Below are 15,885 nucleotides of genomic sequence, written 5' to 3'. Positions count from 1 at the left end.
GCCAAGGAGTTGGGATCGCACGTTGTCTTCCTAAGACCGCTTGGCCTCCGACTTGGTCCCTCGCCGGTCTCGTACGCCGCCACCGCCACAGCCCCAGGGCCGCGGCCGCACCCGCACAGGCCCCCGGCACCCCGCCGACCAGGAACCACCCCGCGGCGCACACGGCGGTGGGCTGCCCCCAGCGCCGCGCCAGGGCGGCGAGTTCGGGCAGGGGGCGCGGCCGTCCGCCGGTACGCTCCCCCGCGAGCAGCGCCCCCTGCCGCGTCCGTGCCGCACACTCCCGACGCTCCTCGGCCCACGCGGCCACGACACAGGCCAGCGCGGCCAGCGCCGCGACCGTCATCCACAGCCTGTGGAAGAAAACGCCGCTCATCCCGCCTCCGCCGCGCTCACGACCCGGGCCGCCCACCACAGGCCGGCCGCCTCAAGCAGGCCGCCGACCGCCAGGCAGGCGAGGCCCGCGGGGGTGTGCAGCAGGACCCGCAGCGGGCCCGCGCCCATCGCCGAGCCCAGCGCGATGCCGACCGCGGGCAGCACCGCGAGCACCACCACCGTCGACCAGGCGCCCGCCAACTGCGCCCGCAGCCCCTGCCGCTGGTCGCACTCGGCCCGCAACGCGCCCTCCAGCCGTTCGAGCCCGGACGCGAGGCCCGCGCCGCCGTCCACGGCCACCCGCCAGCAGGCGGCGAGGCCGACCAGGCCGTCCGCGCCTGGCGCCCGCGCGGCCCGCCGGAGCGCGGCCGGCACATCGCCGCCGAACCGCACGGCCGCCGCCACTGACGCCTCGTCCCCGCCCAGGCCCCCGGTCACCGCGGCCGCGTCCCGCAGCGCCCGTACGGGCTGCGCGCCGGCCCGCACCTCACCCGCGAGCACCCCGCACAGCGCGACCACCGACTCGGCCCGCGCTTCGGCGGCCCGGCGCAGCCCACGCGCCCGCAGCGCCCGGCGCACCAGCGGCACCGCGCACGCACCCGCCACGAGCGGCAGCGCCGACGCTCCCACCACCGCCACGAGCACGGCAGCGGGCAGGCAGAGCCACTCCCCGCCGAGCGCCCCCACCCGGTCGCGCAGCCACGCCAGAACGCGCCGCGCCACCGGGCCCGGTGGCGCGGCGCCGCCCTCGAAAGCGGCGGCAAGCGCCCACGCCCGCGCCCGGAGCCGGCTCCCCCGCGCCCCGCCCAGGGCCGCGCACACCGCGCCGAGCAGCGCGGCCCACGCGCACTCCCCCACCGACACGCCCGTCACAGCGCACGCCCGATCAGCGCCGTCAGCCGGCCGCAGCCCCGCTCCCCGACGAACCCGTCGGGCGCCCACCGCAGCGCGGGCACCGCCACCACGAGTCCCGCCGGGTCACGCTCCAGCACGCACACCTCCGCCACGCGCCGCCGCCCCGCACGGTCCCGTACGAGATGGAGCACGACGGACACGGCCGCCGCCAACTGGCTGTGCAGCGCCGCCCGGTCGAGCCCGGCCGCCGTGCCGAGCGCTTCGAGGCGCGCGGGCACGTCACGCGCCGCGTTGGCGTGCACCGTGCCGCACCCGCCCTCATGCCCCGTGTTCAACGCGGCCAGCAGATCCGTCACTTCGGCGCCGCGCACCTCGCCGACCACCAGCCGGTCCGGTCTCATCCGCAGGGCCTGCCTGACGAGGTCCTTCAACGTCACCTCGCCCGCGCCCTCCTGGTTGGCGGGCCGTGATTCGAGGCGCACCACATGGGGGTGGTCGGGCCGCAGTTCCGCCGAGTCCTCCGCGAGCACGATCCGCTCCCGCGGCCCGACCAGCCCGAGCAGGCTCGAAAGCAGCGTCGTCTTCCCGAACTTGGGACAGGGACACCTCTAGTGAGGCAGACTCGGAGAATGAAGACCGCCAAGGCGCCAACCGGGCAGCGCACCCGGGCCGTCATCTACGTCCGCATCAGCCAGGACCGCGCGGGCTCCCACCTCGGCGTGAAACGCCAGCACGAGGACTGCGAAGCCCTCGCCGAGCGAAACGGCTGGGACGTCGTCGAGCTGTACGTCGACAACGACCTGTCGGCCTACTCCGGCAAGCCCCGGCCCCGCTACCGGCGCATGCTCGCCGACCTCGAAGACGGCGCCGCCACCGTCGTCATCGCGTGGCACACCGACCGGCTCCACCGCTCCCCCACTGAGCTGGAGGAGTACATCGACATCTCCGAGCGGCGCGGCGTCAACACCCACACCTGCCAGGCCGGACCGATCGACCTGTCGACGCCGTCCGGCCGCATGACCGCGCGCATCCTCGGGGCCGTCGCCCGGCACGAGTCCGAGCACAAGGGCGAGCGCGTCGCCCGGGCGCGGCAGCAGAAAGCCGAGGCGGGCCAGTGGGCCGGCGGCATCCGCCCGTTCGGCTGGGGTGTGCCCACGGGCGAAATCGTGAAGCGGACGATCACGCGCGTCGACGACGAAACGGGCGAGGAGATCGAGGAGGAGGTCGAAGTCCCGGTCCTCAACATGAACAAGGCCGTCCCCGAGGAGGCGGCCGCGTTGAACGAGGGCGTCGATATCCTGCTCGGCGGCGGATCGCTGAACAGCTGGTTGAAGTGGCTGACCAACAAGGGCTTCACCACGACCCGCGGCAACCCGATCACCTCCATGGAGGCGCGCGACATGCTCCGGCGGCCCCGGAACGCCGGCATCTCCGTGTACCGCGGGAAGGAAGTCGGCCGTGGCCAGTGGGACGTCATCATCCCCGAGCCGAAGTTCCGCGCCGTCGTCGCGATCCTCAACGACCCGACGAGGCGCACCTCCCCGGGCAACAAGGTCAAGTACCTCGGGTCGCTGATCTACCGGTGCGGGCAGCCAGGGTGCAACGAGACGACGATCTGCACGAAGTCCGGCGGGGCGAAGCACGTCGGCTACCGGTGCGTGACGCGCCACGGCGGCTCACGGCGCGGGGACAAGACGGACGAGTACGTGATCGACCTGATCATTGACCGGCTGTCGAAGCCCGACGCGGCCGACCTGCTGACGCCGACGGACAACGGCATCGACGTGGCCGCCCTCCAGGAGGAGAGCGAGCAGATCCGCCGGCGCCTGACCGACACCGCGGCGGCGTTCGGCGCAGGGCAGATCACGCTGCCACAGTTCACCGAGGCGTCGACCGTGGCGCAGACGCAGCTTGAGAGCGTGAACAAGCAGCTGGCGCGCGCGGCGACGAAGGACCCGCTCGTGGGCCTGGTGGGGGCGCCGGACGTACGGAAGGCGTGGGAGGCGCTGGATCTGCCGCAGCAACGCGCGGTATTGCGGGCGCTGCTGGAAGTGACGATCCTGCCGGCGCGGCCTGGCCGGATGCCCGATGGCGGGTACTACGACTACGACGCCATCAAAGTGGAGTGGCGGCGTGGAGCGCAAAAGACCCCGAGCGCGTAGCTATTCCGGGTAATTGACTACCAGCATTGCAACCATTCTTCACGTGCGGATACTTCGGCGATCAGCTCGTTCAGGTCGGCGCTCAATTGGGTGGAGGCATACCGCGAGTTGATCGCCCAGGTAATTTCCCCCGGCCTTTCGAGAGGTATACACGGGACACTGTGTGGCATTGCGCGCGGCGGCGTCAGGTGCCACTCGACACGAGCCGTACTGGCGCCCGATGGGCGCGGCCCCGGGGCTCCGGCGGGGCGGCCCGTTCGCAGCCAGCGCCCCTCCACCTGCATCACGAATCGATGCAGCTCATTGAGCTCACTGCAAAGCGCTTGCTGGGCTTCACCAGGGCGGATTTTCACCGTGTAAATACCCGAAGAGACATGCAGTCCACAGGCTCGATCAATGGGCATTTCGACGTCATGACTGATTTCAAAAACAACAGGAAAAGGCGTTTGGATCCTGGGCACAGTTCCCCCCACTTGCACGTGCTCCCCGCGAGCTCGGTCGTTCACCAGCCCTGGGTAGGTGAACACATCATGCACACCGCACCGCGCGCGCACCAGTGGTGACGGAAATCTTACTCACCGTCATGTCGTTTAGGAGGTCGAGCACCCCAAGCCCGCACCAGCTCCCGCACCCGTTGCTGGTCATCCGGGGATAGGGAATTGAAGTCGTGCACGAGCGCGCGCGCCTCGCGCCCCTCGGACCAGACGCTGTCGATCCCGAAGAACTGAGCACCGGCCGCGTCCTGAACGGCGCCGAGCGGCAGCCTCAGGCCCGCCGCGAGCGCCCGCAGTTCAGGTAGCCGCGGGGGGATGATTGGCAGCCCCTTCTCCAGACGGTTGATAACTGCATGCTTCCAAAGGTGCCCGCCGTCGGGGCGGTCTGGATCGACGCACTGCTCAGCGAGCTTCCTCAGGCTCAGCCCCAGCTCGGCCCGGCGACTCCGCACCAGCTCGGCCAGGTCGTGCCGCGGTTCAGCGGTGCCCATGATCTTCCTTTCCATCGCTGCCGGACGTCTGGCCTGTCGCCCTCGACACGCAGGGATGAGCGCCGGTGGCGCCATCCGCTGTTCGCTCGCCCCGACAGATTGTCTATGTAGAGAGACGAGGGGCGCTACCCGGCCGCTCATTGATGGCCGAAAGTATCCGACTGGACACGCGCAGCAATGTTGTCTGTCGAGATAGACAAGACGTCTGCCTCGTGAGACTGTCTATCGAGAAGGACGCTCTGACACTTCGAGGTGAACATGATCGATCAGCCTTGGTACCGGCTGGTTGCCGGAAGCGACCTGCTGCGGACGCTCATGCGGCGCACCGGAGACGGGCGCCCCGTCAGCATCCGAGCCCTAGCCGAAGCCGCACAGATCCACCACAGCACCATCGGGCATCTGTTGACCGGCGTACAGGACGTAGTCCGGGAACCGATCGCACAGGCGATCGCGGACCGGATTGGCGTGGACCTGCACGTCCTGTGGGAGCGGGATGGCCGCACGGCGCGCTCCCACCGCCAAACCCTGACAAAGACGGCGGAAGCGTCGTCCTGCTCAGCCTGCCCCAATTCACTAAATGCCGAAGCGGCCGGGAGTCCAGTCCCGACCGCTTCGAGTGAGCGCACCCCCGCCCGCGTAGCAGCAGAGAAGGGAACGTCTCGATGACGATTCTGCCAGAAACCGCCGACACCGCCTGCCTCGGCCCCGAGGGCCTCCACGCGATCGCCACGGACATCATCGGCACCACGTTCGCCACCCCCGACCAGGCCGCCGCGCTCCACCAGATCGCCGAGCTCCTCGCCGCCACCGACGACCCCGCCGCCGCCGTCGAGCAGGTCCTCCAGCAGACGCGCCGCTGCCGCGCCTACGGCTGGTGCACCGTGACCGGCCCCCACGAGCTGCACCGCTCCGGGACCATCGAGTACCCGACACCCGAAGCGCCCGGGGCCAGCATCCTCGACGGCACGCTGATGCACGAGGACGGCGACCCGCAGCCGCCTATGGTCGGATTCCTGGACGCCGACCTCACCCCGGCAGAGACCCGCCGCCGCTGCGCCGAGATCCGCGCCCACGTCGCCCAGGTCGAACTCCTCGCCGACCTCATCGACCCCGATGCGGTCGAACCTGCTGCCGAGACCGCCGCGGTCACCGCGCCGGGCGCGCGCGGCACCCTGCGCGCCGAGCTGTACACCAGCGACCACGAAGACCCGGCCGAACGGTGGACGAAGGTCACCCTGTGGGCAGATGCCAGCCTCGACGCTGAGATGACGCTCGACGAGGTCGACCTGTACCTCGCGGACCTCGACCAGTTCGCCGTGCGCGTCCGGTCCCTGCGCCAGGCCCTCGCCGCCGAGCTGACGGCCCCGGCCCAGACTGAGCCGGCCGCGCACCCGGCTGGTGCCCCCTGGTGCACGGATCACGTCGCCGAGGGCGACAACGGCGAGCCGGTCCACCAGGGCACGCCGTTCGCAGTTCCCGCGCCCGCCGACGCCCGCCCGGGGCTCGCCGAGCTGGTCGCGGGACAGCTCGTGCACGACGAGGCGTTCGCGACCCCCACGGTGTTCCTGCGGCTCGGCGACGGCGACGAGATCGGCATCACCCGGCGCGCCGAGGCGCGCCTGCTCGCAGACCGGTTCCAGGACTTCGCCCGCCAGCTCCGCTCCACCACGGCCTTCCTCGCCGACGGGACCCAGGCGTGAACCCGTCCACCAACGCCGCGACGGCCGGGGTGACCACCACCCCCGGCCGTCCGGCCCGGCCGGTCCGCGACCCGGACCCCGCGCGCAACGCCGCCTACTGGGCCCGTATCGAGCGCACCGTCGCCGCCGCGCCGCCCCTGTCCGACGAGCAGCGGGCCAGGCTCCGCGTCATCTTCCACCCGACCACCGCGGCCAAGGGGGCAGCGTGAGCGAACTCGACACCTGGCTGGCGCACTACCGCGCCGCCGGCGAACCCATGACCATCGAGGACCGCGCCGTGCACCATGCCCTCGTCGCCTTCTGCGAACAGCACCGCGCCTGGCCCCGCCTCGACGGCGGCGAGACGGCCGACCTGTGGGGCTTCGGGTACGTCCCCGTGCGGGCCGTCGCCGAGGACGGCACCGGGCTCTGGCTGCACCTGGCCGATCTGATGGAGCCCACCGGCGTCACCTACATGCAGCTGCGCGCCGCGTTCGACCAGGACCTCGCCGACGAGTACAGCGACGTCGCCCTCGTCACCTTGCCCCACGGCGGCCTGCACCTGGTCAAGACCACGTTCGCCATGCGCGTGTTCATGGGCATGTCCCCGTGGGCCAAGGAGTGGTGGGCCAACACGAAGGACCTGCTGCGGCTGGGGTTCCTGCACTCCGGCCTCGCCGACACCCTCGGCATGGCCGACGGCATCCGCGGGGAGGGCCCGCTGCCCTCGGTCGAGGTCGCCCGCCACACGGCGTTCCGCGGGCCGCGCCTGGACGGAGACCAGCAGTGACGCGGCGCCCCGGCCAGTGGCCGGTCCCGCCGCGCCGCCCCGTACCGGAGGACGACGAGCAGGGGCGCCAGCACCTCGCGGCGAGCGCCATCCGCGCCCGCTTCCACGTCGTGCTCGGGTCGATCCGGGCGGACCTCGAAGAGCAGCCCAGCCCATCGACCGTGCGCGCGGCTGCCCGCTGCTGGACGGACGCGATCACGAACCTCGCCGACGAGGCGGTCCAGCGGTTGAAGAAGGCCGGCTAACCGACCGGTGCGGCCGGGCCCGACCGATGTTCCGGGCCCGGCCGCGCCCCACGAACACTTCTTCTTCGGCACGACAGAAAGCCACCGTTCGTGAGAACCCCCGCGGCCCCGGCCGCCACACTCTTCGACGAGCCCGCCCCCACCCGCCGGGCCGTCGCCCCGCGCCGCGGTCTCGCCCCCGCCGCCGCGCGCCTCGTTGCAGCCAGCAGCCCCGACCTGGCCGACCCGCATCGGCGGCGGCGCCTGTTTCTGGTTGTCGCCTGCCCGTACTGCGACCACCAGCACGTCCACGCCGCCGGTCACATCGGACAGCCGCGCCTGTGCATCCGCCAGTCCCGGTGCGTCGGCCAGCCCGGCGGCGCCTACTTCTTCCCGGCGGTGACCCGGTGATGGACCAGCCCCTGCCCATCCCGCAGGACCTGCCGGGCGCGGCCGCCGCCTACGCCGCCGCGGGCATCTGCGTCTTCCGTGTCCGCCCGGACAAGGCGCCCTTCGCGAACTGCCCCCGGTGCAGGCCGCCATCTCCCACCCGGCCGAACCCGTTCTACATCGAGCACCGGCCTGAGGAGTGCCGCTGCACGGCGCGCACCTGCCACGGCTTCCACGCCGCAACCACCGACGTCGACCTCGTCAGGCAGTGGTGGGCCGAGCAGCCCGACGCGAACATCGGCGCCCCGTGCGCCCTGAACAGCTGGGCCGTCCTCGACATCGACCCGCGCCACGGCGGCGACCAGTCTCTCGCCGTCCTCGAACAGCGCGTCGGGATCCTGCCCGGCGCCGTCATGCAGCTCACCGGGGGCGGCGGCCTGCACATCGTCTACCGCACCCCGAGCGTCGCCCTGCCCGGAACGCTGGGGCCCGGCCTCGACGTCAAGCACAACGGCTACGTCCTGCTCGCGCCGTCCCTCCACGCCAGCGGCGGACGGTACCGCTGGTCTGGGGACGGCCGCTTCCGCCAGCCCGTGACGCCGTGGCCGGCCGCGCTCACACCGTGGCAGAGGGGAGCTGCCGCGTGACGACCTCCGAGCACATCGCGCAGGGTGTCGACGCTGCGCTGGCCAAGCTCGGCGCGCAGGCTCCGCCGCCGCGGGCGGGCGCGGCCCGCGGTTCGTTCCAGGTGCCTTCCGAGCGTCTCGGCTCGTACACGCGCAAGGCGTTGCAGACCGAGTGCGACCTGATCGTCGGCGCCCCGGACGGCGACCAGAACAACACCATCAACCGGGCCGCATTCAACGTCGGCACGCTCGTGGCCGCCGGCGCCATCGGCGAGGACGACGCCCGCGAGGCGCTGCTGTCGGCCAGCCGCGCGGGCAACCACCCCGAAAGCCGGGCCCGGCCGAGCATCGAGTCCGGGCTCCGCAGCGGCCAGCAGCACCCGCGCACCCCCTGGCCCCCGGTCTCGCACTCCGCGGCGGCCGCCGACATCCGGGACCTGCTCGGCGGCGACTCCATCGACTGGAGCGACGTCGAGCATGGGCACACCCAGCCGGTCGACGAGCCCCCGGCCCCGAGCGAGGCGCAGGGCGCCAACACCGGGCCCGAGCCCGTTCCCGGGCTGATCCCCGAGGAGTTCTGGGCCGCCCGCCCCGAGCTGCGGCACATCCGGCAGGCCGGGCACTCCCGCACCCGATCCGGGGACGTCGCCCTGCTGTCCGTCCTCACCCGCCTGTCCTCGCTGGTCTCGCATCGCATCCGCGCCGACACCGGCATCGCCGGGTTCGCCTCGCTCAACCTGTTCGGCGGGATCATCGGCCCGTCCGGCATCGGCAAGTCCACCGGCGTCGAGGTCGCCGACCGGCTCATGCCCGCGCCGCTCGACCTCGACTTCCGCGACGGCCTGCCGCTCGGATCCGGCGAGGGCCTCGCCGAGGTGTTCATGGGCATCGTCGAGGAGGAGACGGGCGAGGTCCGGAAGAAAGGCGGCACAGAGACCCCCGTCACCGTGACCGTCCGCAAGCAGGTCCGGCACAACGCGTTCTTCTACGTCGACGAGGGCGCCACGATCACCCGCCTGATGAAGGAGCGCTCCGGATCGACGCTCGGCGAGACCCTGCGCAGCGCGGCTGTCGGCCAGACGCTCGGGCAGACCAACGCCAGCAAGGACACCAGCCGGTACATCCCCAGCGGCTCGTACAGCCTCGGCCTGCTGGTCGGTTTCCAGCCGGAGACCGTGGCCCCGCTGTTCGAGGAGGTCGCCGAGGGTACACCCCAGCGATTCGTGTGGGTGCAGGTCATCGACCCGTCCATCCCCGACGTGCCGCCGCCGTGGCCCGGTGAGCTGCACGCGTGGCGGGAGGCGGCCACCGCGCCGCCCGGGGACGAGGCCAGCCGCTTCGTCCTGGTCTCCTTCGACGAGTCCATCAGGGCAGAGTTGCGGGCCGCCGACCTGGCCAAGGTCCGAGGGCAGCTCGCTGCGGCCGAGTTCAACCAGCTCGACTCGCAGGCTCCGGTGATGCGGGTGAAGCTCGCGTCGCTGCTGGCGATCCTCGCCGGGCGGCAGCACGTGGTCCCCGAAGACTGGCAGCTGGCGCTGCTGCTGTGGGAGGCGTCGTGCGCGACCCGGGACGCGGTGCTGGCGTACGGCGCGGCGCAGCGGCGGGCCGAGCACGAGAGGCGCACCACGGCGCGCATTGAGGAGGAGGTGCGCGTCGACCACGCGAAGCACCTCGCCGAGGAGAAGCGGACGCACAGGATCGTCGAGCGGCTCGCCCTCCGGATCTCCGCGTACGTCCACGCGCACGGGCCGCAGCACCGCAAGGCTCTCCGGGGCCGCGCGGCCGGCCAGGAGAAGAAGCTCCTGCCCGATGCCTACGACTACGCGCTGCTGCGGGAGTGGCTCGTGGAGGTGGACGGGCGCTTCGCGCCGGGTCCTGTCCCCCCATCGTGAGGGGGGGAAGGGGGGGAAGGGGGGAACGCGGTTTTCCCCCCTCTCCCTCTCTCGCGGTCACGAATATCGTTTCGCCGAGAAACTATTGCACGCGCAAGTAACTCGATGACCTGCGTAAATGGAAGATCAAGATCAATAACTATGTGACTCGCATAGCGCGCGAGGCCGAGAGGGCGAAGGGGGGAAAAATCCGTTCCCCCGTTCCCCCCTCGACTCGCCCACCCCGAAGGAGATCGCCATGGCAGGCGAAACCGTCATCACCGTCATCGGCAACCTGGTCGACGACCCCGAACTGCGCTTCACCCCGGCCGGCGCCGCGGTCGCCAAGTTCCGCGTTGCCTCCACCCCGCGCGTCTTCGACAAGCAGACCAACGAGTGGAAGGACGGCGACAGCCTGTTCCTCACCTGCTCGGTGTGGCGCCAGGCCGCCGAGAACGCCGCCGAGACCCTCGCGCGCGGCATGCGCGTCATCGTCCAGGGCCGGTTGAAGCAGCGCTCCTACGAAGACCGCGAGGGCGTCAAGCGCACCGTGTACGAGCTCGACGTCGAAGAGGTCGGCCCGAGCCTCGCCCGCGCCACCGCCAAGGTCACCAAGAACCCGCCCCGCGGCGGCGCGGCCCCGGCGGGCGACGACCCATGGGCCGGCGCGCAGCCCGCGCAGCAGCAGAACACCGGCGGCTGGGGCGCGCCCCCGTCCAGCCAGCAGACCGCCGCAGCGCCCGGCATCTACAGCGAGACGCCCCCGTTCTGACCGGCACCTGACGAAGGAGACGACGATGACACCCCACGAGATCGCCCTGCTTACGCTCGGCGCGACCCTCGGCTCCCTGCTGACGTCGGTCTGCCAGCTCGGCACCGGGATGGCGGCCGACGCGCGCGCCCGCCGCGCATCCGCGCGCGCCGAACAGCACCGCACACACGCGCTCCTCCCGGCCGACGAGACCGGACGCCGCAGGGGCAGCCGATGAACACCTGCGGCCTGTGCGAGCGCGAGCTCGAAGACGGCTACCTCTGCCCCGGCTGCGCGACCTCGACCACCGCGCGCCTGCAACGCCTGCCCGACCTGTACGAGGCGCTGGCCGCGTTCCTGACACCCGGCCGCCGCGGCGGCGGCCAGGCGGCGCGCGCCGGGCGCGCGGGAGCCTCCCTGCCGGTCGCCGAGGACGCGCTCGGCCTGCGCGGGCCCGGTGGCATGGTCGGGGTCCTGGAGGACTGGCGCTCGGCGATGCAGGCCGACCGCGGGTGGAAGGAGCCGGCCGCCGCGGGGCTGCTGGAGCAGCGCGTCGTGCGCGCCGCGCGCGGCCTGGTGATGAACATGGACTGGATCGCCGCGTCGTGGCCGCTCGCGGGCGCGTTCGCCGAGGAGATCCGCGACCTGGTCCGCGACGTCGAGAGCATCGTCGACCCGCCCGACCCGCGCGAGCGCGGCATGCGGCTGGGGTTCTGCCCGGCCGTGTACGAGGACGGGGCGCTGTGCGGCAGCGTGCTGCGCCTGTACCCCGGCGAGAAGACGGTGACGTGCCGGTTCTGCGGCGCGGTGTACCCGCAAGCGACGTGGCTCGGGTTGAAGGCCCTGATGGACGAGGACGCGGCCGCCCGCGCCGCCGCGAACTGGCTCGCCGCAGCGACAGGGTGATGGCCCATCAAGCTTGCGTCGAACCCCCGGGTTAGATATGGTGCACGGGATGGACGCGAAGCCCTGGCAGGACCGGGTCCGCGAGGAGGACCAGCTGTTGGAGCAGCTGAACCGCCTCACCTCCCAGTCCGCCACACGACGAGCGCAGGCACTGCGCGAAGGCGTGGAGCAGACCGGCTCCATCGCCGAGGCCGCCCGCGTCCTCGGCCGCAGCTGGAACGCGGTCTACAACGCGCTCAAGAAGGACGACAGCAAGAAGGCGTCCGGCAAGCCGGACGCCACGACAACCGAATAGCAGAGCGGGGCCAGCCGACTCCCCGGGTGTTGGAGCACCCGAGGGCGCGCGCGCCGGCCGACCCCAACGCCCCGGAGCGCTGACACGCTCCGGCACTTGCCCATCAACGAGATCGGACCTCGTCATGGACCACGGCAATCCTAAGGGTCTTGCGCACGCAAGACTTTCCAACGTAGAACGGCGGCTCGTCGCCGTCGGCTCGATCCGCCGCCGCGCGGGCCGCACCCTCACGGTGCGCGCCACCGCGGCCGGCGTCACCGGCACCATCACCCCCACCGCGCACGGCCCGCAGGCGGATGCCTGCCCCCTGTGCGGCGACTGGGAGTGCACCTGCACCCCCTGGACGGGCGGTGCCCGGTGAACGACACCACCACCGAACAGACCGCCGCGGCCGACGCTCGCGACATCCTCCTCACCGTCGCCGACCAGCTCGCCGACGGCCCGCACTACCGGACCATCACCGAGGCAGAGCGCCTCGCCCTCATCCTCGACGCCGTCACCGCACGGCACGGCTACGGCGTCCCCGCGCTCAACCTCGACCGCGAGGTGCGCCTCCTGGCGCCCACGATCGCCTGGGAGCTCTCCCGCGGCGAGTACGCGCTGATTCTGAGGCGCGCTGCTGGGGGTGCCCAGTGACCGCGACCAACCGGGACGTGACGCGCTGGCAGCAGCGCTCCCACAAGGCGATCGGCGAGTTCCTGGCTCACGCCGCCAAGACCGGTCTGCCGCCGCTGACGTGGATCATCGCCAGCGGCACGGGCGCCATCACCGGGGAGGCCTCGGTCCTGCTGTCGAGTCCGGCTGAGCAGCGCGCCGCCGTTGAGGCGTGGGCCAGGCATCTCGGCGCGCAGGTCCACGAGCGCACCGGCCCCGACGGCGTGACCCATCTGTGGGCCCCCTTCACCTGGCCCCGGGACACGTTCGTCGGCGGCGCCATCCGCGCCGACATCCACCCCGCGCTCGACGAGGACGGCGACCGGTGAGCGGCCAGCGCACCGTCACGGTGCACACCCTCGACCACGGCCCCGTCACCCTCACCTGCCCCACCTGGTGCACGGGCGAGCACGAGCAGGGCGGCTATCGCGCCGACATCGAGCACATCGGCCCGGCCCGCCTGTGCACCTGGCGCGGCTACGACATCGCCATCGCCGAACTCGCCCAGGCACCCTACGGCACCCTCTCCCACATCCGGGCGAGCGTCGACATCGGCGACATGTCCAAGGCCCTGGAGCCCGACGAACTACGCCAGCTCGGCGCCGAGCTCATCCGCTACGCCAGCGAACTGCACGCCCTCGCCGCGCAGCTCACCGACCTGCGCACCCGAGGCGGTACCCGATGACCTGGACCGCACGCCAGAGCCTCGCCGCGGGGGCGGCCACGGTGACCGTGGCCATCACCGGTGGCGCGTTCTGGCTCTCCTACGAGCACCTGCACGATGTCGCCGCCGCCAATGGGCTGCCCGGAGTACGGGCATGGGCCTGGCCCGGGGTGATCGACTCGTTCATCATCGCGGGCGAGATCCTCATGCTCCGCGCCTCGCTGCGCCGCGGCCGCTTCGACTGGTTCGCCTGCCTGCTCGCCTCCGTCGGCTCGGTCGGCTCGATCGCGCTGAACGTTGCCGGGGTCGGACCGGCCGCCGCGCCGATGCAGTACGTCGTCGCCGCCGTCCCACCATCGGCCGCGCTGCTCGCGTTCGCCGCGGTGATGCGCCAGCTGCACGGCGCCCTCGCCAAGGAGCCCGCGCCGCAGCGGGCGGCGGCCGAGCCCGCTCCGTCCCCGGCCATCCCACGCCCCGAGCTGGTGCCCGCCGGTGTCCGGCTGCTCCCGCTCGTCGGGCCCGGCGCGGCCGCCCGGGAACCGGGCACCGTGGCGCACCCCGAGGTGGTGCCCGCGGGCGCCCGGCTCCTGCCGCTCGTCGCCGCCGAGATGACCACCGAGGTCACCCTCGAACGCATCGAACCGGAGCCCGAGCAAGCGGTCATCCGCCCCGCCGTCCAGACCGGCTGGCGCGCCCTGGACTGGCCCCCGGTCTCGGACCGCACGGTCACCGCGCTGACCCGCATGATGACCACGCCCACGCCAGCCGACGAGGCCCGCCAGGTGGTCACCGTGCCGGTCACCATCACCCCCGCCGAACTGCGCAAACGCGCCCGGAAGCTCAACCGCGAAGCGGTCAACGACACCGGACGCCCCGTGACCATCGCCACCCTCATGGACGAACTCGGCCTCTCCCGCCGCGACGCCACCGCGCTGCGCCGCGAGATCACCGACGGGAGGCGGTCATGACCGAGCCCCGCATCATCCCGCCCCCGCCCACCTACCCGCCCACCGTCGGCGCCGCCAAACCTGCCCCCGAGCCACGCATCATCGTGGTCACCCCCGAGCAGCCCAAGCCGCCCAAGCCGAAGCTGCTCAACGCGCGCCGCATCGCCTACAACACGACCGCCGCCGCCGTCGCGCTCGCGCCGGTCTTCGGCGGCTACTCCCTCGCGACCGCCCTCGGCATCGCCCTGCACGACTGCCGCACCCAGGCATCCCTGCCCGGCGCCTGGGCCCTCGCCGGCGGCCTGCTCGCCGCGACCCTCTACGTCGATCGGACCCGCTCCGGCTGGATCGCGCGCCTCCTGCTCGCCACCGCCGTCATCGGCGCCCTGCTCTCCCTGCCGTTCCTCGACGGCCTTCTCTACGTGATCACTGGAGTTCACCGATGAACGCACCCCTCACCGTCGGCGGCCTGGTCGTCGGCCTGTCCGTCGCCGTCTGGTACCTCCTGCGCTGGTGGCACGGCCAGAAGAAGGGCGGCCCGAAGAACTGGCGCGACCTCATCCCGTTCGCCTCGGGCATCGGCCTCGGAATCCTCGCCGCGTCGTGCGCCGGCGGCGTCCTGGGCACCGTCGCAGGTTGGGTCCGCCACCTTGCCGACGCGGCAGGCGACAAGGTCGTCTCCGGCGCCACCGGCAGCGCATCCCCGACCCTGAGCATCGCCGGCGTCCCGCCCATGAGCCCCGGCGGCGCCCTGCTGACCGTGGCCGCGTTCGTAGCCCTCTTCGCCCTGTGGAAGAAGATCAAGGACAGCTCCCGCAAGCCCCTCGCGTTCGGGTCCGTCTGCGGCATCACCCTCGGCATGTCGCCCGGCGTCGCCGGCAGCGTCGCCCTGGCCCTGCTCCCCCTGGTCAACTCGGCAGGCAACAGCGTCCTGGGGCTCATCTGATGTCCGCCCTGCACCGCGCCGGCCACCGCATGGTGGCCGGCCACCGCAAGCAGGTACGCCGCATCGGCCGATGGGTCACCGAGCAGGGCAACGCCAAGTCGAGCGCCTGCCGCCTCGCCGCCCTCGCCGCGTGCGGGTACGTCCTGCTGAGCGCCGCGTACCGCGCCCGAACCATCATGTGGGCCTTCGCCATCGTGTGGTTGTGGCTCGCCTGGCGGGCCGGCAGGGGGGCCGCCAAGCAGGCCCCCGTCGAGCCCGCCGAGACACCCCGCAGGGCCATCGCCCGATGGGTCGTACAACTCATCGGCGACCGCCCCGGCGTGCACCTCGCCGAGCTGTACCCCGCGATGCGCGCCCTGCCTGGGATGGAGGGGCACGATGACGCTGCCCTCCGGCAGGCCCTTCGGGAGCTGAACATTCCCGTCACCAGGAGCATGCGCGTGGGCACCGTCGAGGGCCGCTCGGGCATCCGCATGGCGGACGTCGCCCCTCTCCTGTCCCCCGGCGGAGAGCAACCCCTCTCCAAGGGTGGAGACGCAGGTCAGAGCGCCGATTCTCCGGCCGGAGAGCGGCCCGAGACCGCCGATTCTCCGGCCGGAGAGGAGGTGACCGCCGCATGATCCGGCACCTCTTCCGAGCCCTGCTCGGCTACGACCAGCCCGTGTTGAACTACTGCGCCCGGCACGCTGGCCACTACCCGCCGTCGCACTTCCCGTGCGACTGACCGGCCCCGCTGTCAGCCCCTCGTCGTAGGCTCGCGGCAACATC

The 15,885-nt window shown here is 72.5% G+C and carries 23 protein-coding genes and 1 pseudogene; 21 read left to right on the top strand and 3 right to left on the bottom strand.

Annotation, left to right across the window (positions count from 1 at the left end):
• Positions 1-369 precede the first annotated feature (369 nt).
• Positions 370-1,230, bottom strand: a complete 861-nt coding sequence (locus ABEA77_RS13365) for a type II secretion system F family protein (RefSeq protein ID WP_345645869.1) — start codon at positions 1,228-1,230, stop codon at positions 370-372.
• An 11-nt stretch (positions 1,231-1,241) separates the two neighbouring features.
• Positions 1,242-1,814: pseudogene (locus ABEA77_RS13360) on the bottom strand (ATPase, T2SS/T4P/T4SS family); the annotation flags it as partial.
• A gap of 42 nt (positions 1,815-1,856) precedes the next feature.
• On the opposite strand from ABEA77_RS13360, the gene ABEA77_RS13355 reads away from it, so the two are divergent.
• A complete protein-coding gene (locus ABEA77_RS13355) occupies positions 1,857-3,389 on the top strand; it encodes a recombinase family protein (RefSeq protein ID WP_345645842.1) in 1,533 nt (510 codons plus the stop codon).
• Positions 3,390-3,960: 571 nt separating this feature from the next.
• Here the strand turns inward: ABEA77_RS13355 and ABEA77_RS13350 are convergent.
• A complete protein-coding gene (locus tag ABEA77_RS13350; protein ID WP_345645837.1) occupies positions 3,961-4,374 on the bottom strand; it encodes a helix-turn-helix transcriptional regulator in 414 nt (137 codons plus the stop codon).
• Positions 4,375-4,632: 258 nt separating this feature from the next.
• On the opposite strand from ABEA77_RS13350, the gene ABEA77_RS13345 reads away from it, so the two are divergent.
• The 20 genes from ABEA77_RS13345 to ABEA77_RS13250 all read left to right on the top strand — a co-directional run bounded on the left by ABEA77_RS13345 (position 4,633) and on the right by ABEA77_RS13250 (position 15,737).
• Complete coding sequence (locus tag ABEA77_RS13345) at positions 4,633-5,040, top strand: helix-turn-helix domain-containing protein (RefSeq protein ID WP_345645866.1); 408 nt, start codon at positions 4,633-4,635, stop codon at positions 5,038-5,040.
• Positions 5,037-6,074, top strand: a complete 1,038-nt coding sequence (locus ABEA77_RS13340) for a DUF6907 domain-containing protein (RefSeq protein WP_345645835.1) — start codon at positions 5,037-5,039, stop codon at positions 6,072-6,074. The genes ABEA77_RS13345 and ABEA77_RS13340 overlap by 4 nt, the downstream gene beginning before the upstream one ends.
• Positions 6,071-6,283: a hypothetical protein gene (locus ABEA77_RS13335; protein ID WP_345645832.1), complete on the top strand. Its 213-nt coding sequence runs from the start codon at positions 6,071-6,073 to the stop codon at positions 6,281-6,283. Before ABEA77_RS13340 ends, ABEA77_RS13335 begins: the two co-directional genes overlap by 4 nt.
• Positions 6,280-6,843, top strand: coding sequence for a hypothetical protein (locus ABEA77_RS13330; protein ID WP_345645831.1), 564 nt, complete (start codon positions 6,280-6,282; stop codon positions 6,841-6,843). The genes ABEA77_RS13335 and ABEA77_RS13330 overlap by 4 nt, the downstream gene beginning before the upstream one ends.
• The gene (locus ABEA77_RS13325) at positions 6,840-7,088 is read left to right on the top strand and encodes a hypothetical protein (RefSeq protein WP_345645828.1); all 249 of its coding nucleotides are present in this window, start codon (positions 6,840-6,842) and stop codon (positions 7,086-7,088) included. Before ABEA77_RS13330 ends, ABEA77_RS13325 begins: the two co-directional genes overlap by 4 nt.
• A 90-nt stretch (positions 7,089-7,178) precedes the next feature.
• Positions 7,179-7,478 (top strand): hypothetical protein, encoded by a 300-nt coding sequence (locus tag ABEA77_RS13320; RefSeq protein ID WP_345645826.1) that lies wholly within the window; start codon positions 7,179-7,181, stop codon positions 7,476-7,478.
• Complete coding sequence (locus ABEA77_RS13315) at positions 7,478-8,104, top strand: bifunctional DNA primase/polymerase (protein ID WP_345645824.1); 627 nt, start codon at positions 7,478-7,480, stop codon at positions 8,102-8,104. Before ABEA77_RS13320 ends, ABEA77_RS13315 begins: the two co-directional genes overlap by 1 nt.
• On the top strand, positions 8,101-9,975 hold the full coding sequence (locus ABEA77_RS13310; protein WP_345645821.1) for a hypothetical protein: 1,875 nt from the start codon (positions 8,101-8,103) through the stop codon (positions 9,973-9,975). Before ABEA77_RS13315 ends, ABEA77_RS13310 begins: the two co-directional genes overlap by 4 nt.
• A gap of 238 nt (positions 9,976-10,213) precedes the next feature.
• Positions 10,214-10,726, top strand: a complete 513-nt coding sequence (locus tag ABEA77_RS13305) for a single-stranded DNA-binding protein (RefSeq protein WP_345645819.1) — start codon at positions 10,214-10,216, stop codon at positions 10,724-10,726.
• A 25-nt stretch (positions 10,727-10,751) separates the two neighbouring features.
• Positions 10,752-10,943, top strand: a complete 192-nt coding sequence (locus ABEA77_RS13300; RefSeq protein WP_345645816.1) for a hypothetical protein — start codon at positions 10,752-10,754, stop codon at positions 10,941-10,943.
• Positions 10,940-11,611: a hypothetical protein gene (locus ABEA77_RS13295; protein ID WP_345645814.1), complete on the top strand. Its 672-nt coding sequence runs from the start codon at positions 10,940-10,942 to the stop codon at positions 11,609-11,611. Before ABEA77_RS13300 ends, ABEA77_RS13295 begins: the two co-directional genes overlap by 4 nt.
• A 49-nt stretch (positions 11,612-11,660) precedes the next feature.
• Complete coding sequence (locus tag ABEA77_RS13290; RefSeq protein WP_345645811.1) at positions 11,661-11,906, top strand: hypothetical protein; 246 nt, start codon at positions 11,661-11,663, stop codon at positions 11,904-11,906.
• Between the two features lie 124 nt (positions 11,907-12,030).
• Positions 12,031-12,267, top strand: coding sequence for a hypothetical protein (locus ABEA77_RS13285; protein ID WP_345645808.1), 237 nt, complete (start codon positions 12,031-12,033; stop codon positions 12,265-12,267).
• Entirely contained in the window at positions 12,264-12,542 is a 279-nt protein-coding gene (locus ABEA77_RS13280; RefSeq protein ID WP_345645806.1) for a hypothetical protein, read from the top strand. The genes ABEA77_RS13285 and ABEA77_RS13280 overlap by 4 nt, the downstream gene beginning before the upstream one ends.
• A complete protein-coding gene (locus ABEA77_RS13275) occupies positions 12,539-12,889 on the top strand; it encodes a hypothetical protein (RefSeq protein ID WP_345645804.1) in 351 nt (116 codons plus the stop codon). Before ABEA77_RS13280 ends, ABEA77_RS13275 begins: the two co-directional genes overlap by 4 nt.
• On the top strand, positions 12,886-13,245 hold the full coding sequence (locus ABEA77_RS13270; RefSeq protein WP_345645801.1) for a DUF6907 domain-containing protein: 360 nt from the start codon (positions 12,886-12,888) through the stop codon (positions 13,243-13,245). Before ABEA77_RS13275 ends, ABEA77_RS13270 begins: the two co-directional genes overlap by 4 nt.
• Complete coding sequence (locus tag ABEA77_RS13265; RefSeq protein ID WP_345645799.1) at positions 13,242-14,192, top strand: DUF2637 domain-containing protein; 951 nt, start codon at positions 13,242-13,244, stop codon at positions 14,190-14,192. The genes ABEA77_RS13270 and ABEA77_RS13265 overlap by 4 nt, the downstream gene beginning before the upstream one ends.
• The gene (locus ABEA77_RS13260; RefSeq protein ID WP_345645797.1) at positions 14,189-14,617 is read left to right on the top strand and encodes a hypothetical protein; all 429 of its coding nucleotides are present in this window, start codon (positions 14,189-14,191) and stop codon (positions 14,615-14,617) included. The genes ABEA77_RS13265 and ABEA77_RS13260 overlap by 4 nt, the downstream gene beginning before the upstream one ends.
• Positions 14,614-15,117, top strand: coding sequence for a hypothetical protein (locus ABEA77_RS13255; RefSeq protein ID WP_345645795.1), 504 nt, complete (start codon positions 14,614-14,616; stop codon positions 15,115-15,117). Before ABEA77_RS13260 ends, ABEA77_RS13255 begins: the two co-directional genes overlap by 4 nt.
• Positions 15,117-15,737: a hypothetical protein gene (locus ABEA77_RS13250; protein ID WP_345645792.1), complete on the top strand. Its 621-nt coding sequence runs from the start codon at positions 15,117-15,119 to the stop codon at positions 15,735-15,737. The genes ABEA77_RS13255 and ABEA77_RS13250 overlap by 1 nt, the downstream gene beginning before the upstream one ends.
• The last annotated feature ends 148 nt before the right edge of the window (positions 15,738-15,885 follow it).

It is taken from the genome of Streptomyces tremellae, from assembly GCF_039540215.1.
GTDB lineage: Bacteria > Actinomycetota > Actinomycetes > Streptomycetales > Streptomycetaceae > Streptomyces > Streptomyces tremellae.
Note: the sequence above shows the minus strand (reverse complement) of the source record. Positions and strands in the feature narration are given on the sequence as shown.

Excerpts from the sequence above, each read along its gene's own strand:
- ABEA77_RS13355 (WP_345645842.1), top strand. The coding sequence starts at position 1,857 with ATGAAGACCGCCAAGGCGCCAACCGGGCAGCGCACCCGGGCCGTCATC.
- ABEA77_RS13350 (WP_345645837.1), bottom strand. The coding sequence starts at position 4,374 with ATGGGCACCGCTGAACCGCGGCACGACCTGGCCGAGCTGGTGCGGAGT.
- ABEA77_RS13345 (WP_345645866.1), top strand. The coding sequence starts at position 4,633 with ATGATCGATCAGCCTTGGTACCGGCTGGTTGCCGGAAGCGACCTGCTG.
- ABEA77_RS13340 (WP_345645835.1), top strand. The coding sequence starts at position 5,037 with ATGACGATTCTGCCAGAAACCGCCGACACCGCCTGCCTCGGCCCCGAG.
- ABEA77_RS13315 (WP_345645824.1), top strand. The coding sequence starts at position 7,478 with ATGGACCAGCCCCTGCCCATCCCGCAGGACCTGCCGGGCGCGGCCGCC.
- ABEA77_RS13305 (WP_345645819.1), top strand. The coding sequence starts at position 10,214 with ATGGCAGGCGAAACCGTCATCACCGTCATCGGCAACCTGGTCGACGAC.
- ABEA77_RS13300 (WP_345645816.1), top strand. The coding sequence starts at position 10,752 with ATGACACCCCACGAGATCGCCCTGCTTACGCTCGGCGCGACCCTCGGC.
- ABEA77_RS13295 (WP_345645814.1), top strand. The coding sequence starts at position 10,940 with ATGAACACCTGCGGCCTGTGCGAGCGCGAGCTCGAAGACGGCTACCTC.
- ABEA77_RS13290 (WP_345645811.1), top strand. The coding sequence starts at position 11,661 with ATGGACGCGAAGCCCTGGCAGGACCGGGTCCGCGAGGAGGACCAGCTG.
- ABEA77_RS13285 (WP_345645808.1), top strand. The coding sequence starts at position 12,031 with ATGGACCACGGCAATCCTAAGGGTCTTGCGCACGCAAGACTTTCCAAC.
- ABEA77_RS13265 (WP_345645799.1), top strand. The coding sequence starts at position 13,242 with ATGACCTGGACCGCACGCCAGAGCCTCGCCGCGGGGGCGGCCACGGTG.
- ABEA77_RS13260 (WP_345645797.1), top strand. The coding sequence starts at position 14,189 with ATGACCGAGCCCCGCATCATCCCGCCCCCGCCCACCTACCCGCCCACC.
- ABEA77_RS13255 (WP_345645795.1), top strand. The coding sequence starts at position 14,614 with ATGAACGCACCCCTCACCGTCGGCGGCCTGGTCGTCGGCCTGTCCGTC.
- ABEA77_RS13250 (WP_345645792.1), top strand. The coding sequence starts at position 15,117 with ATGTCCGCCCTGCACCGCGCCGGCCACCGCATGGTGGCCGGCCACCGC.